19 protein-coding genes and 1 pseudogene are annotated in these 16,031 nt (G+C 70.9%); 8 read left to right on the forward strand and 12 right to left on the reverse strand.

Translation table 11 applies throughout. The features are described from left to right. From tgmA to ABZ806_RS04590, 3 genes are all read right to left on the reverse strand, one after another. Window positions 1-375, reverse strand: coding sequence for a putative ATP-grasp-modified RiPP (gene tgmA / locus ABZ806_RS04580; RefSeq protein WP_500215321.1), 375 nt, complete (start codon window positions 373-375; stop codon window positions 1-3). 164 nt (window positions 376-539) lie between these two features. Next, entirely contained in the window at window positions 540-980 is a 441-nt protein-coding gene (locus ABZ806_RS04585) for a hypothetical protein (RefSeq protein ID WP_500215323.1), read from the reverse strand. Further along, window positions 977-1,255 carry a hypothetical protein gene (locus tag ABZ806_RS04590; RefSeq protein WP_500215324.1) on the reverse strand — a complete coding sequence of 93 codons (279 nt, stop codon included), beginning with the start codon at window positions 1,253-1,255 and terminating at the stop codon, window positions 977-979. Before ABZ806_RS04590 ends, ABZ806_RS04585 begins: the two co-directional genes overlap by 4 nt. Window positions 1,256-1,550: 295 nt before the next feature. Here ABZ806_RS04590 and ABZ806_RS04595 point away from each other — a divergent pair, with 295 nt between their 5' ends. The 3 genes from ABZ806_RS04595 to ABZ806_RS04605 all read left to right on the forward strand — a co-directional run bounded on the left by ABZ806_RS04595 (window position 1,551) and on the right by ABZ806_RS04605 (window position 3,081). Beyond that, entirely contained in the window at window positions 1,551-2,369 is an 819-nt protein-coding gene (locus ABZ806_RS04595) for a helix-turn-helix domain-containing protein (protein ID WP_500215325.1), read from the forward strand. Between the two features lie 14 nt (window positions 2,370-2,383). After that, on the forward strand, window positions 2,384-2,593 hold the full coding sequence (locus ABZ806_RS04600; protein ID WP_500215326.1) for a DUF397 domain-containing protein: 210 nt from the start codon (window positions 2,384-2,386) through the stop codon (window positions 2,591-2,593). A gap of 329 nt (window positions 2,594-2,922) precedes the next feature. Continuing rightward, complete coding sequence (locus ABZ806_RS04605; RefSeq protein WP_500215327.1) at window positions 2,923-3,081, forward strand: hypothetical protein; 159 nt, start codon at window positions 2,923-2,925, stop codon at window positions 3,079-3,081. A gap of 1 nt (window position 3,082) precedes the next feature. Here ABZ806_RS04605 and ABZ806_RS04610 read toward each other — a convergent pair whose 3' ends face one another. Beyond that, window positions 3,083-3,964, reverse strand: a complete 882-nt coding sequence (locus tag ABZ806_RS04610) for an EamA family transporter (RefSeq protein WP_500215505.1) — start codon at window positions 3,962-3,964, stop codon at window positions 3,083-3,085. Continuing rightward, window positions 3,964-4,629 carry a B3/B4 domain-containing protein gene (locus ABZ806_RS04615; protein WP_500215328.1) on the reverse strand — a complete coding sequence of 222 codons (666 nt, stop codon included), beginning with the start codon at window positions 4,627-4,629 and terminating at the stop codon, window positions 3,964-3,966. The genes ABZ806_RS04610 and ABZ806_RS04615 overlap by 1 nt, the downstream gene beginning before the upstream one ends. Window positions 4,630-5,038: 409 nt before the next feature. Between ABZ806_RS04615 and ABZ806_RS04620 the strand changes: the two genes are divergently transcribed. After that, entirely contained in the window at window positions 5,039-5,602 is a 564-nt protein-coding gene (locus ABZ806_RS04620; RefSeq protein ID WP_500215330.1) for a helix-turn-helix domain-containing protein, read from the forward strand. A gap of 17 nt (window positions 5,603-5,619) precedes the next feature. Here the strand turns inward: ABZ806_RS04620 and dnaN are convergent, their stop codons facing one another. The 3 genes from dnaN to ABZ806_RS04635 form a co-directional block, all read right to left on the reverse strand. Beyond that, on the reverse strand, window positions 5,620-6,765 hold the full coding sequence (gene dnaN, locus ABZ806_RS04625; RefSeq protein ID WP_500215508.1) for a DNA polymerase III subunit beta: 1,146 nt from the start codon (window positions 6,763-6,765) through the stop codon (window positions 5,620-5,622). Window positions 6,766-6,829: 64 nt separating this feature from the next. After that, window positions 6,830-7,342, reverse strand: a complete 513-nt coding sequence (locus ABZ806_RS04630) for a methylated-DNA--[protein]-cysteine S-methyltransferase (RefSeq protein ID WP_500215332.1) — start codon at window positions 7,340-7,342, stop codon at window positions 6,830-6,832. Between the two features lie 8 nt (window positions 7,343-7,350). Then, window positions 7,351-8,823: an AlkA N-terminal domain-containing protein gene (locus ABZ806_RS04635; protein ID WP_500215334.1), complete on the reverse strand. Its 1,473-nt coding sequence runs from the start codon at window positions 8,821-8,823 to the stop codon at window positions 7,351-7,353. A 96-nt stretch (window positions 8,824-8,919) separates the two neighbouring features. On the opposite strand from ABZ806_RS04635, the gene ABZ806_RS04640 reads away from it, so the two are divergent. Both ABZ806_RS04640 and ABZ806_RS04645 read left to right on the forward strand, forming a co-directional pair. After that, a complete protein-coding gene (locus ABZ806_RS04640; protein WP_500215335.1) occupies window positions 8,920-9,993 on the forward strand; it encodes a hypothetical protein in 1,074 nt (357 codons plus the stop codon). A 92-nt stretch (window positions 9,994-10,085) separates the two neighbouring features. Then, window positions 10,086-10,448 carry a nuclear transport factor 2 family protein gene (locus tag ABZ806_RS04645; protein ID WP_500215337.1) on the forward strand — a complete coding sequence of 121 codons (363 nt, stop codon included), beginning with the start codon at window positions 10,086-10,088 and terminating at the stop codon, window positions 10,446-10,448. 127 nt (window positions 10,449-10,575) lie between these two features. On the opposite strand, the gene ABZ806_RS04650 is transcribed toward ABZ806_RS04645, so the two are convergent. From ABZ806_RS04650 to ABZ806_RS04660, 3 genes and pseudogenes are all read right to left on the reverse strand, one after another. Beyond that, window positions 10,576-11,958, reverse strand: coding sequence for an MFS transporter (locus tag ABZ806_RS04650; RefSeq protein WP_500215339.1), 1,383 nt, complete (start codon window positions 11,956-11,958; stop codon window positions 10,576-10,578). Between the two features lie 88 nt (window positions 11,959-12,046). Further along, complete coding sequence (locus ABZ806_RS04655) at window positions 12,047-12,277, reverse strand: hypothetical protein (protein ID WP_500215340.1); 231 nt, start codon at window positions 12,275-12,277, stop codon at window positions 12,047-12,049. A 91-nt stretch (window positions 12,278-12,368) separates the two neighbouring features. After that, window positions 12,369-13,625 (reverse strand): annotated as a pseudogene (locus ABZ806_RS04660) (serine/threonine-protein kinase); the annotation flags it as partial. Here ABZ806_RS04660 and ABZ806_RS04665 point away from each other — a divergent pair. Next, entirely contained in the window at window positions 13,624-14,511 is an 888-nt protein-coding gene (locus ABZ806_RS04665) for a helix-turn-helix transcriptional regulator (protein WP_500215342.1), read from the forward strand. The pseudogene ABZ806_RS04660 and the gene ABZ806_RS04665 sit on opposite strands and share 2 nt — an antisense overlap. On the opposite strand, the gene ABZ806_RS04670 is transcribed toward ABZ806_RS04665, so the two are convergent. Then, complete coding sequence (locus tag ABZ806_RS04670; RefSeq protein WP_500215344.1) at window positions 14,508-14,876, reverse strand: YrdB family protein; 369 nt, start codon at window positions 14,874-14,876, stop codon at window positions 14,508-14,510. The genes ABZ806_RS04665 and ABZ806_RS04670 overlap by 4 nt on opposite strands. 18 nt (window positions 14,877-14,894) lie before the next feature. On the opposite strand from ABZ806_RS04670, the gene ABZ806_RS04675 reads away from it, so the two are divergent. Beyond that, entirely contained in the window at window positions 14,895-16,025 is a 1,131-nt protein-coding gene (locus tag ABZ806_RS04675) for a methyltransferase (RefSeq protein WP_500215346.1), read from the forward strand. Window positions 16,026-16,031 lie beyond the last annotated feature (6 nt).

Genomic DNA, 16,031 nt, shown 5'->3' on the forward strand with positions numbered 1-16,031 from the left:
TCAATCCTTGGTCGTCTCTTCGGGAGACGGCTTGCTCCCGTCAGGGGTACCCGTCGTCTCCTTTGTTCCGCCTTTGTGCTTGAACACGGGGCGGCCTGTGGCCACGTCGACCGCCAACTGCGATATGGGGTCGTAGGTCGCCGGCTTCGCGGAGGGGACGAGGCGGGCGTTGGGCAGGCGAACGAACCGCAGCCCCCACGGCCGGACGCCGGACGCCGACGGCGGTTCAGTGCTCGCCGCGTGCACTTCCGGAGCGGGGTCGAGGGGGAACAGGTCGCCGACCCGCGCGATCAGACCGCGTGATTCGCCGTCCGGCGAGCAGAGCAGCCCGTTCGGCCGCTGGGGATCGAGACGCGAGATCATGCGCTCCTCCATAGTTCCGAGAGTCCGCTGGGCCGGGACTCTGTTGCGCTGTTCCGCCTGCCGAGAGAGGGCGGACGCGCCCTCTCTCGGCAGCTGAAAAGGGTGTGCTCGTGAACTTCGTGCTGCCGCGCATAAGCGCACTTGGGCCGGTGGCCGACTCCCGTTACGGGGCCTGCTCACAGGCAGTCGTCGTTCTCCTTATCGACGAACTGCCGGCACTTCTCGAGGAGCCGCCGAAACCGGCCCGGCGGCGGGAAGATGAGATCCGTCGGCTGAGGACGCATGGCCGGCTTGCCGGACACCTGTCTGGCGTGTGTCCCGATGGCGTCCGCGCCCGACTGGGTGCCCTGCCGTCCAGCGTCCGGCGACCAGACTCCCGACGATCGGGATGCCAGCAGAGCCGGCACGGCGATCTCACTGATCCGCGCGAGCAGGGCGCGCGGGTCCCTGAACTCCTCCAGACGGTCACCGCGCAACAGCCAGAATGAGCCGGTGAACTCGCCCGCCCATGCGACCACGCCCGGCAGCATTCGATGCGCCTCGGCGAGCACGACGCCGGGGTCGGCCTCGACCATGTCCCATGGGGGACGGCCGACCTCGTCGACGGTGACGGTCATGACGCCGACGCCTTGAAGCCTCGTTCGACCGTTTCGGCGACCTCGATCCGTCCGGCCAGGGTGTGCTGGGCCTCGCACACGATCACCAGCTCGGTGATCGACCGCGCCGTCACCTCCTCCAAGCACCCGTGACCGAGCTGGTAGTCGGTGAGCGGCCCGAGTCGCCTGGCGACGAGCCGTCCGTCGATCCGCTCCGTGCACCAGCCGGGGCACAGACCGTTCAGGTCGATTCTGTCGACCGTGGTTCCGTTCGCCGCCCTCGGCGCGTCTACCATGGCGGCACCTCCTCTGTTGGGGTGGTAGCCGCGCGGCCGGGGGAGGTCTCCCAATCTCATCCCCGACCGCGCGGCGGCTCTTCACGGCGCGCGCATCGGCGTTTCCGCCGGTGGACATCCGTCCGCTGATTCATGCGTCATACACGCGACGTGACGTCATGATGACATCATGTGAGTAATGATTACCTACTGCAAGGATTCCATCACATCACTTTGGCCACACTTGGCCACGCAGTGTCGTTTGACGATCACTGAAAGCGACAGTTGAGACATGCCACCCCGGTACATCCCGTCCGTGCGCGCTCGACGACTCGCGCGCAGCCTCCGCGAGTTCCGCGAACAAGCCGGACTAGGCGTCACCGCTGCCGCTGCCAGGCTCGGTTGGAGCCAGGGCAAGGTCAGCCACATCGAGAGCGCCCGCAACAAGCCGAACGAACGCGACGTCGAGTTGATGCTCAATCTCTACGGTGTCGGCAGCCCCGACCGCGAAGCGATCTTGAGTCTCGCTCGGGAAGCCGAAGACCGGGGCTGGTGGACCGACTACATCGACGTCCTGAACGGTCCCTACGTCGCGCTCGAAGACGCCGCCGCGGAGATCGGCAATTGGGCGCCCCAGGTGATTCCAGGCTTGCTCCAAACTCAGGACTACGCACGTGAGATCATCAAAGCCGGTGAGCTCGGCGAGGCCAGCGACATCGAACGCCGTCTCCAGGCTCGCATGGTGCGGCAGACTCTTCTCACCCGTGAGGACGGCCCGCCGAACCTCCACGTCGTCCTCGACGAGGCCGTGCTCGGCCGTCCGATCGGCGGCTCGGCAATGATGCGCGAGCAGTTGCATCGTCTCACCGCAGAGGCCCAACGCCCGAACGTCACGATCCAGGTCTTGCCACAGGCCGCGGGCACGCACTGCGGACTCGAGGGGTCCTTGATCGTGCTCCGCTTCGCCCAACCCGCCGATCCCGATGTCGCTTATGCCGAAGGCTTCTTCGGTGTCGTCTACATGGAGAGCCCTCAGCAGGTCGCTCACTGTAGGTTGGCATTTGAGATGATTTGCGAAGCGGCACTCGACCCTGACGACTCCCTCTCACTGATCAACGCCGCTGCCAAGAGATGAGGGTTTGCCGATTCATGACGATCCCGCAGAACCTGACCGGCGCCAAGTGGCGGAAGAGCAGCCGCAGCAAGGACGCCGACACCTGCGTTGAAGTCGCATACGACCTGACGGACGCTGTTGGGGTGCGAGACTCAACAGACCCTGATGGTCCATCGCTGACGCTGGGGCGCCCCGCATTCCACGCTCTAGTGGCCGAGATCCGCGCGGGCAGCCACGATCTCTAGCGCCGCGCCCGACGGTGGCGGCCATTCTCGTCCCAGCGAGCAGATCAGAGCGGCCGCCGTTGCGGCCGGCCGGGACGTCGTCGAGACCGAAGCCGAGACCTTGCCCTGGCCGCAAGAGGAGGTGGCACCCGGCGAAGCGGAACGCATCCGTGCGGAGAACGCGGCAGCCCGTGCCCGCGCCGCCACCATCCGCTCCCGACGGATGGTGGTATGAACCGGGGTAGCCCGACCCGGGCACATCTCGCACGGGCGCTCAAGGACTGCGCGGTGGTTGCTGCTACACCGAGACCGAGTGGCGTCGGATCGGTGAACTGATCGGCAAGGCGGGCTTGGCGTCCAAGAAGAAGCCCGATCCGGTGGACGGCCTGGTGGCCCTGGCCGCAGTGGAGATCGCGGCGGCGATCATCGCGACCTCTGATTCCATGGACATTCAGGCGTACTTGGGCCAGATCCCCGCGACCGAGGCGATCACGGTGCTGAGCGTCTAGCTCAGCCGACCGTGACGAGGGCTACGCCGGCGACTGCTACGGCCAGGCCGACGCGTTGGACGGTGCGTAGGTGTTCGCTGTAGGCGACTCTTGCGAGCAGCACGGTGATGGCCGGGTAGAGGGATGTGAGGACGGCGGCCAGGCTGAGCATGCCGTTGTGCACCGCGAGGAAGTACAGGACGTTCGCGCCCGCGTCCAGGCTGCCGGACAGGAGCGCGAGCCCGATCAGCGTCCGTCCGGACACTCGCGGGCCCTTGTCTCCGCCGCGGAACGCCAGGACCAGCAGCGCGACGATGACGATGACCAGGTTGCCCAGGCGGGCGCCGACGATGGGCCACAGGCCGCTGCCGTCTCCGGCCTCCTTCAGCAGGACGAAGAAGACGCCGAAGCAGATACCGGATACCGCGGCCATGACCGGGCCCGAGTCGAGGAGCCGCCGCCACCCGGCCGGGCGCGACACCGCTGTTCTCGCCGGGTCGTTCGCCTCCATGCTGACCAGGCCGATCGCCACGAGGCACAGCAGGACCCCGAGCAGAACGGACGCGTCGAGCCGCTCGCCCTCCGCGATGCCCACGGCGACCGGGAGGACCGCGGCGGCCAGCGCGGACACCGGTGCCACCACGCTCATCGGGCCGCGCGCCAGCGCCCGGTAGAACGTGATCAGGCCGGCGCCGCCGGAGATCCCGGCGACGAAGCCCCAGGTCATCGGCCCTGCGCCGGGGCTGCCGCCGCTGAGCAGCGCGGCCACCAGGACGACCGCCAAGCCGATCGGAACGCACCAGGTCAGGGCCCGGATCGCGGTCGATCTCCGGGTGACCGTGCCGCCGAGGAAGTCGGCGACCCCGTATGCCAGTGCGGCGCTCAGCGCGAGGACGGTGACCATCACCGCCCGCCGATGAGCCGGCTTTCGATCCGCACGTCCGGCGTGATGACGCGGAGGCGCTCGGCCAGCCGGTCGCCCGCCTCGGTCAGCCGCTCGATCGGGTACGGCTCCAGGCTTTCGAGGAGGAACAGGGCATTCTTCGTGTCCTCGGTCAGCCGGGTCCGGACGCACTGCCGCCAGTTCCAGCGCCGGCAGGTCACGCCCGCGTCGTCCCGCCAGACGACCTCGCCCGCGTTCGGGTGCTCGACGGCGGGCTCGCCGCCCGCGACCACGTCGAACGGCTCGTCGCCCGTGGCCCGGACCAGGCGCGCGGGCCCCTGGTAGGCGTCGAGGTCCTCGCCGCCGATCGGCAGCGCGTACTCGACGCTCACCGCGTTGTAGGCGTCCACGACCCTGTTGATGGACGGGAGCGCGTCCGCGCGCCGGAGCAGGGCGTCCACGGACGGCCGCGTCCGCTGCGGCTTGGCTCCGAACGCCCGGTACGCCTCGCGCCATGCTTCGACGTGCGGGTCATCGGCGTCCGCCTTCCCCGCGGCCTCGGCCAGCCACTCCTCCGACACCTGGTCGCTCGGCCCGTTCGCCAGGCCCTGGGCGGTCATGACGAGTACGGCGAAGTCCGGCCGCAACTCCAGGACGGCCTCGTCCACCCCGATCCGCTCCAACATCCGAACCCCTCCACCGGTCACTTTAATGATATCGCCATACCACTATACCGACCGCTGGGCTTCGCACCCGGCAATAACGTCATCGTGCGGTGAGGCGCTCCCACGTCCGGGCCAGGTCCTCGGCGGACGCCGGCGCCGGGTCCCACATGAGGCGGAGATCGTCCCCGCGCCGGCGCGGCACAAGATGAACATGGAACACCCACCGATGATCCCCGACCGTCACCAGGCCCGCCGGCGATGCAACGACCGCCCTGCCAACCGCGGCAAGCGATGCCGGCCACGTCACGGTTGCACGGGTGCCGACTTGGGACTGCGGGAGACTGATCGGTGTGGAGTGGGCGAGGCGCACGCCGTCACTGGCGGAGGCGTCCGTTCGTCTGGCGGCAACGCTGAAGAGGGCTGGAGGGTGATGGGCGGGCAGGAGGCGATCGGGGAGGCCGTGGCGCGGACGGTGCGGGCGCTGCGGGCCGGGCATGGGTGGAGCCTGGACGAGCTCGCCGGGCGGGCCGGGGTCAGCAAGGGCGTGCTGGTCGGGCTGGAGCAGGGGCGCGGCAACCCGAACCTGGGGACGCTCATCCGCATCTCGGACGCGCTCGGCGTGCCGCTGACGCGGCTGGTGCAGGTGGAGGAGGAGCCGCCGGTGCGGATGTTCCGGCCGGAGCGGCACGTCGTCCTGTGGGAGGGCGAGCACGGCGGAACGGGGACGCTGCTCGCCGGAAGCGACCCGCGGCCGTCGCTGGAACTGTGGAACTGGGTGCTCCAGCCCGGTGAGACGCGGGAGAGCGACGCGCATGTACCGGGCACCAAGGAGATCGTGTTCGTGCAGGAGGGCACGCTGACCCTCGGTGTCGACGGCCGGACGGACCTCGTCGAGGAGGGCGCAGCGGCCGTGTTCGTCGGCGACCGCCCCCACTCGTACGGGAACGCGAGTGCCACCGAGGTTCGGTTCGTCCTCGCCGTCTTGGACCTCTGAGCGGGCGCGAGGCCGGGTCAGGAGGTCAGGCGCACCGGCATGGCCAGGTACCGGTAGCCGGTGTCGGTTTCGGGCGGGGCCTCCTCGTCGTCCTTCTTGTCGGGGATGCCGGTCAGGAGGGCGGCCTTCGTGGGGCCCGCGCATTCGAGCCGGGCGTATTCGGTGTCGATGCCGGCCAGGCCGTCCAAGAGGTACTGGGGTGCGAAGGCGATGTCGATGTCGTCGCCGGTGAGGGTCGCGGCCAGCGCCTCGTTGGCGCGGGCGGAGTCGCCGGTGGCGGCGCGGATGCGGACCTCGTCGGCGGTGAAGGCGAGGCGGATGGGGGTGCCGCGCTCGGTGACGAGGGCGGCGCGCTTGATCGCCTCGACGAACGGGGCGACGGGGATCTCGGCGATGGACGACCAGGTGCCGGTGAGGCGGGACCGGTAGTTGATGTACTGGTCGTCCAGCAGGCGGCTGGTCATGCTGCGGCCGCCGCCGGAGACGCCGATCAGGGTGTCGGCGGTGCCGCCGAGGTCGATGGCGACGTCCGCGCCCCGCTTGATCGCCTTGGCGGTGTCGGCGAGGGTGCGGGCCGGGACGACGACGCCGGCGGTGAAGGCGGGGTCGTCGGGCGACCAGGTCAGCTCGCGGGCGGCGATGCGGTAGCGGTCGGTGCAGGCGAGCCACATCGTGTCGCCCTCGATGTCGATGCGGACGCCGGTGAGCATAGGCAGGGTGTCGTCGCGCCCGGCGGCCGGGGTGACCTGGGCGACCGCGGTGGCGAACAGGTCGCCGGGGATGGTGCCGGCGCGGGCGGGCGGCTCGGGGAGGGTGGGGTAGTCCTCGACGGGCAGCGTCAGCAGGCCGAACTCGGCCGGGCCGCAGCGGACGACGACCTCGGAGCCCTTGGTGAAGACCTCCACCGGGTGGTGGGGGAGGTTCCGGACGATGTCCGACAGCAGGCGTCCGGGGACGAGGACGCGGCCCGGTTCGGTGACGGTGGCGTCCTCGCGGGCGTGCGCGGACACCTCGTAGTCGAACCCGGCCAGGGTCAGCTCGCCCTTGTCGGTGACCTCGATGAGCATCCCCGCGAGGACGGGGAGGGCTGGGCGCGTCGGCAGCGTCCGCGCCGCCCACGCGACGGCGTCGGCGAGCGTCTGCCGGTCGACTCGGAACTCCACCTCGATCACCCTTCCCACGGTGGACGTCTACGCCCTGCACGTTAGCCCCCACCTCTGACAAGAGTCAGAAGAGCATCGCCTCGCCTGCCCCCGTGCGGGTCTTGCGCTCGAAGTCGAGGAGGTAGCGCTTGCGGTCCAGGCCGCCGCCGTAGCCGGTGAGCGAGCCGGTGGAGCCGACGACGCGGTGGCAGGGGACGATGACGCCGACCGGGTTGCGTCCGTTGGCGAGGCCGACCGCGCGGGACGCGGACGGGTTGCCGAGTTCGGCGGCGAGTTCGCCGTAGGTGGTCGTCTCGCCGTAGGGGATCTCCTGGAGTGCCGCCCAGACCCGCCGCTGGAACGGTGTCCCGTGGAGGTTGAGCGGAACGTCGAACTCGGTCAGCTCCCCCGCGAAGTAGGCGGTGAGCTGTGCGGCGACCGTTGCGAAGGGTTCGGTGTCCGGGTCGCCGGGTGCGCCGAAGGTCTCCTCGGACGGCAGGTGACGTTGCTTCTCCATGTAGAGCCCGGACAGGGCTCCGTCTGTGGCGACCACGGTGAGCGGGCCGACGGGACTGTCCAGGACGACGTGTGTAGGCATGAGGTTCCTCAGTGTGCTGGAAGCAGGTTGATGGGGTGGTCGCCCGTCGCCCACAGGTATTGGACGGCATAGGCCCGCCATGGACGCCATTGGGCGGCGCGTCGGGTGAGGGCGGCCGGGGTGCTCGGGAGGTCGAGGGACTTGGCGGCGGCCCGGACTCCCAGGTCGCCTGGGATGAACGCGTCCGGGTCACCGAGGGCACGCATCGCGATGGTCTCGATGGTCCATGGGCCGAAGCCCGGCAGCTCGGACAAGCGCGCTCGGGCCTCTTCCCAGTCGCTCCCCACGCCGAGGTCGAGTTCACCGTTCGCCAGTGCTTCGACAAGGGTGATGAGCGTAGTGCGACGGGTCTTCGGGAACGCCAGGTCCTCCGGGTCGAGCCGGGCCAGGGCGGAGGGTGTCGGGAAGAGGTGCGTCAGCCCTCCGCCCGGGTCGTCCACGGGGTCGCCATAGGCGGTGACCAGACGTCCTGCGTGGGTGCGTGCGGCGGCCGTCGACACCTGCTGCCCCAGGACGGCCCGGACGGCGAACTCGGGGGCGTCCACGGTGCGCGGTACACGCCGTCCGGGGGCCTTGTCGACCAGCGGGGCGAGGACGGGGTCGGTGCGGAGCAGATCGTCCACGGCGACGGGGTCGGCGTCCAGGTCGAGCATCCACCGGCACCGGCTGATCGCGATGGTGAGGTCGCGCAGGTCGGCGAGGTTGAGCGTGCACGCGATGTGGTCCGGCTGGGGCCGGAGGGTCGAGATGCCGTGTCCGTGGGGGAGCCGCATGGCGCGGCGGAACGCGCCGTCCCGCCACTCCTCGACGCCTGGGACGGCGGTGGCCGTGAGATGGCCGAAGAGGTTGTCCGGGCAGAGCGGCGTCCGGAAGGGCAACCGCAGGGAGAGCACCCCTGAGCCGGCCGGCGGCTGCCCCTTGGCGACACGGTCGCGCAGACCCGAGGGCGTCAGCGCGAACACCTCGCGGACGGTGTCGTTGAAGGCGCGGATACTGGCGAACCCTGCGGCGAACGCGACGTCCCCCATCGGGAGGGCGGTCGTTTCGATGAGGAGCCGTGCCGTCTGGGCACGCTGGGCCCGCGCTAGGGCAAGTGGACCTGCCCCCAGTTCGGCGTTGAGTTGCCGCTCGATCTGGCGCGTGCTGTAGCCGAGCCTTCCCGCAAGGCCGGGCACACCCTCGCGGTCGACGACACCGTCCGCGATGAGGCGCATGGCCCGCGCGACGAGATCCGCCCTGTGGTTCCACTCGGGGGAGCCGGGGGACGTGTCCGGGCGGCATCGTTTACAGGCCCGGAAACCGGCCTGCTGGGCCGCCGCGGCGCTAGGGTAGAAGCGCATGTTCTCCCGCTTGGGCGGAACGACGGGACAGCTCGGACGGCAGTAGATCCCGGTGGTCACCACCCCGGTGAAGAACCACCCGTCGAACCGGGCGTCCTTCGACTGGACGGCCCGTACACACCTCTCCACGTCCTCGTGCATGCATCCAGCATCACCGATACGGCACGCTCTCACTAGCGAGAAAACGACATCATCGTCCACGGCACTACGATCTCCTCACACCGCGAGGAGGAGATCATGGAGAGCCTGCCCGATGGCCCGGTGCTGCCGGCCTCCGAGTCCGACGAGGTCGTGCTGAGGCCGCCGCGCACGCTCCGGTACCTGGCCTATGCGCAGGCGACCGCCGGAACCCTGCTCATCCTCGCCGCCGCGTACGCCCTCTGGATCCAGGCCATTATTCCGGCCGCATGCATCGCATTCCTGGGTGTGACGGCCATTGCCGCGACACTGAGCATCCTGTTCGGCAAGGTGAAACTCGGGCCGGACGGGCTGCACAACAACAAAGACTCCGTCGGCCAGGTCTACATGGCCTGGGAGGGCATCACGAAGTTCGAAAGGCGCCGTCGCCTCTGGACGGAGGGGATAGGCGCCGTCAGCCCCGCGACCTCGGTGACCCTGGGCGCGCCGATCCGCCTCCGCTTCCACCGCGACCGGCGCTTCGACGCCGCCGTCGCCGACCTCTCCAAGCGGTCGGGACGGGAGGTGAAGCGTGGCAGGTCCCTGCTGACCTGGAGATACGTCTTCGCGCACGTGGCGATCCTCTCGGCCTGGACGTTCGTCTTCGTCACGTTCGATCCGATCTGGCATCACCAGTCATGGCCCGGCCGCGTGGAAGCGAGCGCCGTACCCGACGCCTGCCGCGTCCTCGTCCCGGCGGCGAAGCAAATGGCGACCACGGAGAAGCCATTGTCGGTCCGCGACCCCTCCGGCAGATCCATGTGCCGTTTCGACACCATTTCACTGAGCCTGGAGTACCGGCTGCACAAGTACGCATTGGGCCGGGACGGCGGAATCGAGCAGGCCGAACAGAACTTCCGCGACGGCTTTCCCGGGCCCGCGCCCGATGCCGAGGGCGCCCGCCCGCTGCCCGGCATAGGCGACGAGGCGACGCTCGTCACGTCCGCCCATCGGAACCCGGGCCGCGCGACGCAGGTCCAGATCGCCGCGCGCAAGGGCAATGTCACCATCTGGCTCTCCTACACGCCCCGGCGAGAGGGCAAGGACTCCGCGGGCAGGGACTCCGCGGACGAGGCCGTCGCGCTCGCCGAGCGCCTCGTCCGTACCGCCGCCGACCGGGTCGTCCTCGGCTGAACGGCCATGACGTCGCAGGTAATCGATCTTCCGTCGCCCGGTTGGCAGCGTAGGCGCCAACGAAACCGGAGCGATCAGACGGGAGTCACGACATGAGCGACATCGAGCAGCGGGTCGAGCGTTACCTGGCCATCTGGAACGAGACGGACCCGGCCGCGCGGCGCGCCGCGATCGACGAGGTGTGGGCGGAGAGCCCCGTCTACGTCGACCCGCTCGGGGTGGCCGAGGGGCGCGACGCGATCGACGCGTTCGTCGGCGCGGCGCAGCAGCAGTTCGCCGGCCTGGTGTTCCGTCCGGCGGGACCCGTGGACGCCCACCACAATGTGGCCCGCTTCACCTGGGAGCTCGGCCCCGAGGGCGGGGAGGCGGTCGCCGCCGGCTTCGACGTGGCGACGTTCACCGAGGACGGCCGCTTCGACCGCGTCACCGGCTTCCTCGACAAGGTCCCGGGCTGAGACGGCTTCGTGGCGCGCCGGCCGGCTCCGGCGCGCCACAGCCGGACGCGCGCCGGTCGGCTCCGGCGCGCCACACGGCCAGGCGCCCCGGCGTCCGGCGCCCGCGGATCTGCCTGGCCGTCCCCCTTCAGGCGCGGCGCAGGAACGTCCAGGCGAGGGCCGCTCCGGCGAGGACGATCAGGGCGTTCACCGCGATCGCGGTCTGGAGGCCGCCCAGCACGGACGAGTTCGCGGTGGCCACCGCGCTCATCACGGGGATGCCGAGGGTGATCGCGACCTGCTGCGTCATGGTGGCGAGGCCGGTCGCGAGGCCCTGCTCGCCGTCCGGCAGCCCGGACGTCGCGATCCCCATGAACGCGACGATCGCGACGAGGTTCCCGAAACCGCCGATCGCAGTGGCGGCCAGCAGCAGGCCGAGGCCGTCGCGCGAGTCGCCGAGCCCCAGCAGCACGGCCGTCGCCGCGGCCTGCAGGACGAGCCCGGAGGCGAGCGTCGCCCGGCCGCCGAGCCGGCCCATGATCCGCGGCGCGGCGACGCCGCCGGCGAACGTTCCGGCGCCGAGGACGCCGAGCGCGAGGCCCGTGGCCAGCGGCGAGAAGTCCAGGACCTGCTGGAAGTAGAGCGTCAGCAGGAACACCAGCGACGTCTCGGTGGCGAAGGCGATGAACCCGCCCACATTGCCCCAGGTGACGGTCCGGCGGGTCAGCACGCGCAGCGGCGCGAGCGGGGCCGGCGAGCGCCGCTCGATGAGCACGAACGCCACCAGCAGGACGGCCGCGGCCGCGAGTGCCCCGAGCGCGGCCGGCGACGTCCGCGAGCCGGCCGCCGTGATCCCGTACACGAGGGCGAGCAGCCCGCCGGTGACGGTCACCGCTCCCGGAACGTCCAGCTTCGCCCTGTTTTGCGTCCGGCTCTCGCCGATCACGATCGGGGTGACGACGACGATCAGCACCGCGACCGGCACGTTGACCAGGAACGCCCAGCGCCAGCTCAGCAGATCGGTCAGCACTCCGCCCAGGATCGCGCCGACGGTGAACCCCGCCGACATGAGCGCGCCGCTGAGCCCGAGCGCCCGCGTTCTGAGCGGCCCCTCCGGGAAGGAAGTGGTGAGCAGCGACAGGGCCGCCGGTGTCGCGATCGCTGTGGCCAGCCCTTGCAGAACGCGTCCGAACAGCAGCATCTCCGGTGACGGGGCCAGCCCGCCGATCAGAGACCCTCCGGCCAGGAGGGCCATGCCCGCGAGCAGCATCCGGCGCCGTCCGAACAGATCGGCTACGCGACCGAACAGAAGCGTGAAACCGGCGGCGGGGAGTGCGAACGCCGTGGCGATCCACTGCAAGTCGTCCAGGCTGAAGCCCAATCCCCTGCCGACAACGGGCAACGCCACGTTCAGGATGGAGAAGTCGATGGCGAGCATGAACTGCGCACCGAGCAGAAGGGTCAGAACCAGCTTGTTCCGCGACGACATCCGCTCGATGGGTGCGGAGACAGCGGTGGTTAGTGCGGTCATGCCTGCGACCATCGCGCGGTAGGGCGCGCTTACCCAGACCCCGCTCGGTCGTACCACTCCCAGTAGCAGGCTCGGGGGGTCAGGAGGGTCAGGACGCGGAGGTCAGCGCGTCCAGGCGAATCGTGGCGTAGTCCCGCATCTTCTTATCGTTCAGAAGGTCGGCGACGTCGCGGGCCTGCTCGTACATGGCGATCGCCTCGTCTCGGCCGCCGGTGTCGCGGAGGCACCCGCCGAGCTTGCACCGGGTCCAGCCCTCCATCAGGCGGTCGCCGTGCTCGGTGGCGATGCGCAGGGTGCTCTCGAGCGCGTCCCGGGCCACGTCGAACCCCTTCCGCCCGCGCGCGGACTCGCCGAGGTCGTACCAGGCCCAGCCCTCCCGGCGGTGGTCCCCGATCTCCCGCGCGGTGTGGGTCGCCGCGCCGCAGCGCGAGACTCCCGAGGTTGCACAGGTTCCACGCGCGCAGCGCGGTGTCGCCGACCTCCTCGGCGATGGCGAGCGCCGCGGCGAACGCCTCCTCCGCCGCGGCGTACTCGCCCCGCCGGTGCCGGCAGACGCCGATCCCGTCCCACGCCCAGCCCTCGTCCTGGCGGGCCCGGACGGCGGCGGAGGCGACCCGCGCCTGTTCGAACAGCGTCTCGGCGCGGTCGAACCGCTCCGCGTAGCGTGCGGCGTGCGCCTGGTCCAGCAGGCTGCTCGCCGCCAGCACGGTGTCCCCGGCCGCGACGGCGATCGCGTGCAGGCCGAACGCGATGCCCTCGGCACGGGCGTGCTCGTGGGCGGCCCGCGCGTCCAGGTAGGCGGTGCGGAGCAGTTCCACGTGCGGGCGGTCGGCCATCGCCTCGCACAGCGACCGGACGGACGGGCGGTGGTCCGGATCCTTGGCGAGCGACCGGCCGACGATGCCCCGCAACCAGCCGGGAACGCCGGACAGGTCCGGTTCCATGGTGAGGATCTGGTTGAGGAGCGCCGGGTCCGAGTCCGCCGCGAAGCACGGCCGGCCGGTCGCCGCGTAGGCCATCACCGCGCCCCAGGCGAACACGTCCGCCGCCCCGGTCGGCTTCTTGTTCGCCACGAGTTCGGGGGCAAGGTAGCTCCACGTGCCGATCGTCCTGGTCGTCATCCGGGTCTTGTCGATGTGATGGGCGATGCCCAGATCGATGAGCACCGGCTCCCCGCCCGCCATGATGATGTTGGCGGGCTTGACGTCCCGGTGGATCAGGTCCGCCGCATGCAGGGCGCGCAGGGCCCGCGCCAGGCCGAGACCGAGCCGTCGGAGGCCGTCCTGCCCGAGCGGCCCCGCCGCCACGACCGCGTCCAGCGGACGTCCCTGGACGTACTCGGTGACCAGGTAGGGGGACGGCCCCGCCAGGTCGGCGTCGACGAACGCGGCGACGTGCGGGTCGTCGACCTTGCGCAGCGCGGCGGTCTCCCGCTCGAACCTCCGGTGCCCGTCCTCGCTGCGGAAGGCGATCCGGTTCATCGTCTTCAGCGCGACGATCCGGCCGTCCGGCGCCCGCCCCAGATGGACGGTGCCCATCCCGCCCTCGCCCAGTTCGGACAGCAACTCGTAGTTCCCGAACCGCTGTGGATACATCCGGCCCCTGCCTCCCTCACCCGGACAAGTGCGGAGCAACCGTAACCCAGCCGCCGATAACCTCGGTGGCATGGCGCGCGGCAACGAACTCGGCGACTTCCTCAGGTCGCGGCGGGCCCGGCTGCGGCCCGAGGACGCCGGCGTCCCCTCCTACGGGACGCGGCGGCGCGTTCCCGGGCTGCGCCGCGAGGAGCTCGCGCAGCTCGCCGGCGTCAGCGTCGCCTACTACATCCGGCTCGAACAGGGCACGGCCGGCGGCGTGTCCGCCGAGGTCCTCGACGCGGTCTCGCGGGCGCTGCGGCTGGACGGCGACGAGCACGCCCACCTGCACCGCCTCGCGCACCCGCCGCACCGCGCGCCGATCACAGAGCCGCCGCGCCTGCGGACCCCGCTCCGCCATCTCCTCGACTCGATCACGCACGCGCCCGCGTACATCGTCGGCCACTACACGAACGTGGTCGCCTGGAACCGGCTCACCGCCGCCGTGTTCGTCGACCTCGCGAACGTCCCGCCGGACGAGCGGACCTGGTCGCACCAGATCCACCTGAACGCCGACTACCGGGCCCGGCTCGGCGCCGGCTGGCCGGTCGTGGCGCGCCGCAACGTCGCCTATCTGCGTTTCCGCGCCGGGCAGGACCCGGACGACCCGCGCCTGCGCACGCTGATCGACTGCCTGCGCGAGCGCGGCCCCGAGTTCGCCGGGATGTGGTCCGAGCACCACGTCACGGACCTGACGCACGGCGAGGCCCGCATCGAGCACCCGCGGGTGGGACGGCTCGTCCTGCCGTTCGAGACCCTGCACCTGCCCGGCGACCCCGACCTCAGCCGCCTGATGCTGTACGCGGCGGACCCCGGGTCGCCCTCGGAGAGGGCGCTCCGGAAACTGGCCGAAACGTCCACCCACCTGTCGAGCGCGGACCTATCGAGCGCGGACCTGCCGAGCGTGGGCCTCGGCTAGACGGCGGTACGGAAGTGGGCTTCGCGATCGAGCGTCGCCAAGGCGGTGTTGAGGACGGCGACAACGGCGAACCCCAGCGCCAGTGCGGCATGGTCCACGCCGTAGAACGCCAGTGCGCCCGCACCGAAGACGACGGCCTTCACCAGAAGGACGAGCGGTAGCGCGACCTTGAAACGGGCGCGTGGAGCGGCGAACAGGCCCCACAGGACCATCGCGGCCACCGGCGCCCCCACCCCCAAGATGATGTTGACCATGATGTTCCCGCCGGTGGTGAAGCCCCACCAGGCCAGCGCGACGATGGCCGCGACCTCCAAGACAAAGGCGAGACCCTCGTTCAGTACATGCAATGGCCCAGGTAGACGCACGCCGATACGGTACTGCTCGTGGACGACATCTCCTGGCGGGAGGGCGGCCGGGATCATCGCGTCCGCTGGCGGTCGGAGAGCGGCGCGCCCCCGCCCCGCCACATCGTGGTCGCGGACGACGAGACCCGCGCGGACGACGCCTACAGGCTGGCCTGCGAGGGCACCGCGCTGCTGTGGCGCGGCGACTTCCAGAACGCCCGGCAGCTCCTCCAGGCGATGGCACGGCGCATCGACCGCCCGCCGCGTCGGCGCAAGCGCAAGCCGGAACCGTCCCAGGTACAGGCGTTCCACCTTTACCGTCAGGCACGAGCCCAGCGCGCGCGGACGCTCGGCATGCTGCTCATACCGTTCGACCCGGGACACGTGATTCCGCTCCGTCGCGCACCCTCCGTCCAGGACGCCTGTGCGGAGGTCTATGGGACGGACGACCAGCCCTACGTCGTCTCCTTGCGCGAGGTGCTGGGCGTCATCGGTGCCCATGAATGGCGGGAGAAGGGCGTCGCCATTCCCGCGCTGGGCGGCGACCGGATCCATCCGCACTACGGAGTGTTCTCCCCGATCAGAGGGGAGTACGTGGACCTGGTCGGCGAGGCGCCCCTCCCGTCAGCGGCAACGGCGTTCGACGTCGGAACCGGGACGGGTGTCCTCGCGGCGGTTCTGGCCCGTCGCGGTGTGGAACGCGTCGTCGCCACCGACCTCGACCCGCGCGCGCTTGCCTGCGCCCAGGAGAACGTCGACCGGCTCAAGGTGGACGCGGTAGTCGAGGTCGTGCAGGCTGACCTGTTCCCGCCGGGGCGTGCCGGGCTGGTCGTCTGCAACCCGCCGTGGGTGCCCGCCAAGCCGAGCTCACCCCTCGAACACGCCGTCTACGACCCGGGCGGGGCGATGCTCCGCGGGTTCCTCGGCGGCCTCGCCGAACACCTGGAACCGGGCGGCGAGGGCTGGCTAATCCTGTCCGACCTGGCCGAGCACCTCGGGCTCCGCACCCGGGACGAACTCCGCGAGCTGTTCGCGTCGTCCGGTCTGGAGGTCGCGGGGAGGCTCGACACCAGGCCCGCCCACCCGCGCGCCGCCGACGCCGACGACCCCCTGCACGCCGCCCGCGCCGCCGAGACGACGTCCCTCTGGCGGCTGCGGCCCTCCACCTGACCGCTC

The sequence above is a fragment of the Spirillospora sp. NPDC047418 genome, assembly GCF_040643275.1.
GTDB lineage: Bacteria > Actinomycetota > Actinomycetes > Streptosporangiales > Streptosporangiaceae > Spirillospora.

What these genes read in the sequence shown, in the direction of transcription:
- tgmA (WP_500215321.1), bottom strand. Translation starts at nt 375, where the DNA reads ATGGAGGAGCGCATGATCTCGCGTCTCGATCCCCAGCGGCCGAACGGG.
- ABZ806_RS04585 (WP_500215323.1), bottom strand. Translation starts at nt 980, where the DNA reads ATGACCGTCACCGTCGACGAGGTCGGCCGTCCCCCATGGGACATGGTC.
- ABZ806_RS04590 (WP_500215324.1), bottom strand. Translation starts at nt 1,255, where the DNA reads ATGGTAGACGCGCCGAGGGCGGCGAACGGAACCACGGTCGACAGAATC.
- ABZ806_RS04600 (WP_500215326.1), top strand. Translation starts at nt 2,384, where the DNA reads ATGACGATCCCGCAGAACCTGACCGGCGCCAAGTGGCGGAAGAGCAGC.
- ABZ806_RS04610 (WP_500215505.1), bottom strand. Translation starts at nt 3,964, where the DNA reads ATGGTCACCGTCCTCGCGCTGAGCGCCGCACTGGCATACGGGGTCGCC.
- ABZ806_RS04615 (WP_500215328.1), bottom strand. Translation starts at nt 4,629, where the DNA reads ATGTTGGAGCGGATCGGGGTGGACGAGGCCGTCCTGGAGTTGCGGCCG.
- ABZ806_RS04620 (WP_500215330.1), top strand. Translation starts at nt 5,039, where the DNA reads ATGGGCGGGCAGGAGGCGATCGGGGAGGCCGTGGCGCGGACGGTGCGG.
- ABZ806_RS04630 (WP_500215332.1), bottom strand. Translation starts at nt 7,342, where the DNA reads ATGCCTACACACGTCGTCCTGGACAGTCCCGTCGGCCCGCTCACCGTG.
- ABZ806_RS04635 (WP_500215334.1), bottom strand. Translation starts at nt 8,823, where the DNA reads ATGCACGAGGACGTGGAGAGGTGTGTACGGGCCGTCCAGTCGAAGGAC.
- ABZ806_RS04640 (WP_500215335.1), top strand. Translation starts at nt 8,920, where the DNA reads ATGGAGAGCCTGCCCGATGGCCCGGTGCTGCCGGCCTCCGAGTCCGAC.
- ABZ806_RS04645 (WP_500215337.1), top strand. Translation starts at nt 10,086, where the DNA reads ATGAGCGACATCGAGCAGCGGGTCGAGCGTTACCTGGCCATCTGGAAC.
- ABZ806_RS04650 (WP_500215339.1), bottom strand. Translation starts at nt 11,958, where the DNA reads ATGACCGCACTAACCACCGCTGTCTCCGCACCCATCGAGCGGATGTCG.
- ABZ806_RS04665 (WP_500215342.1), top strand. Translation starts at nt 13,624, where the DNA reads ATGGCGCGCGGCAACGAACTCGGCGACTTCCTCAGGTCGCGGCGGGCC.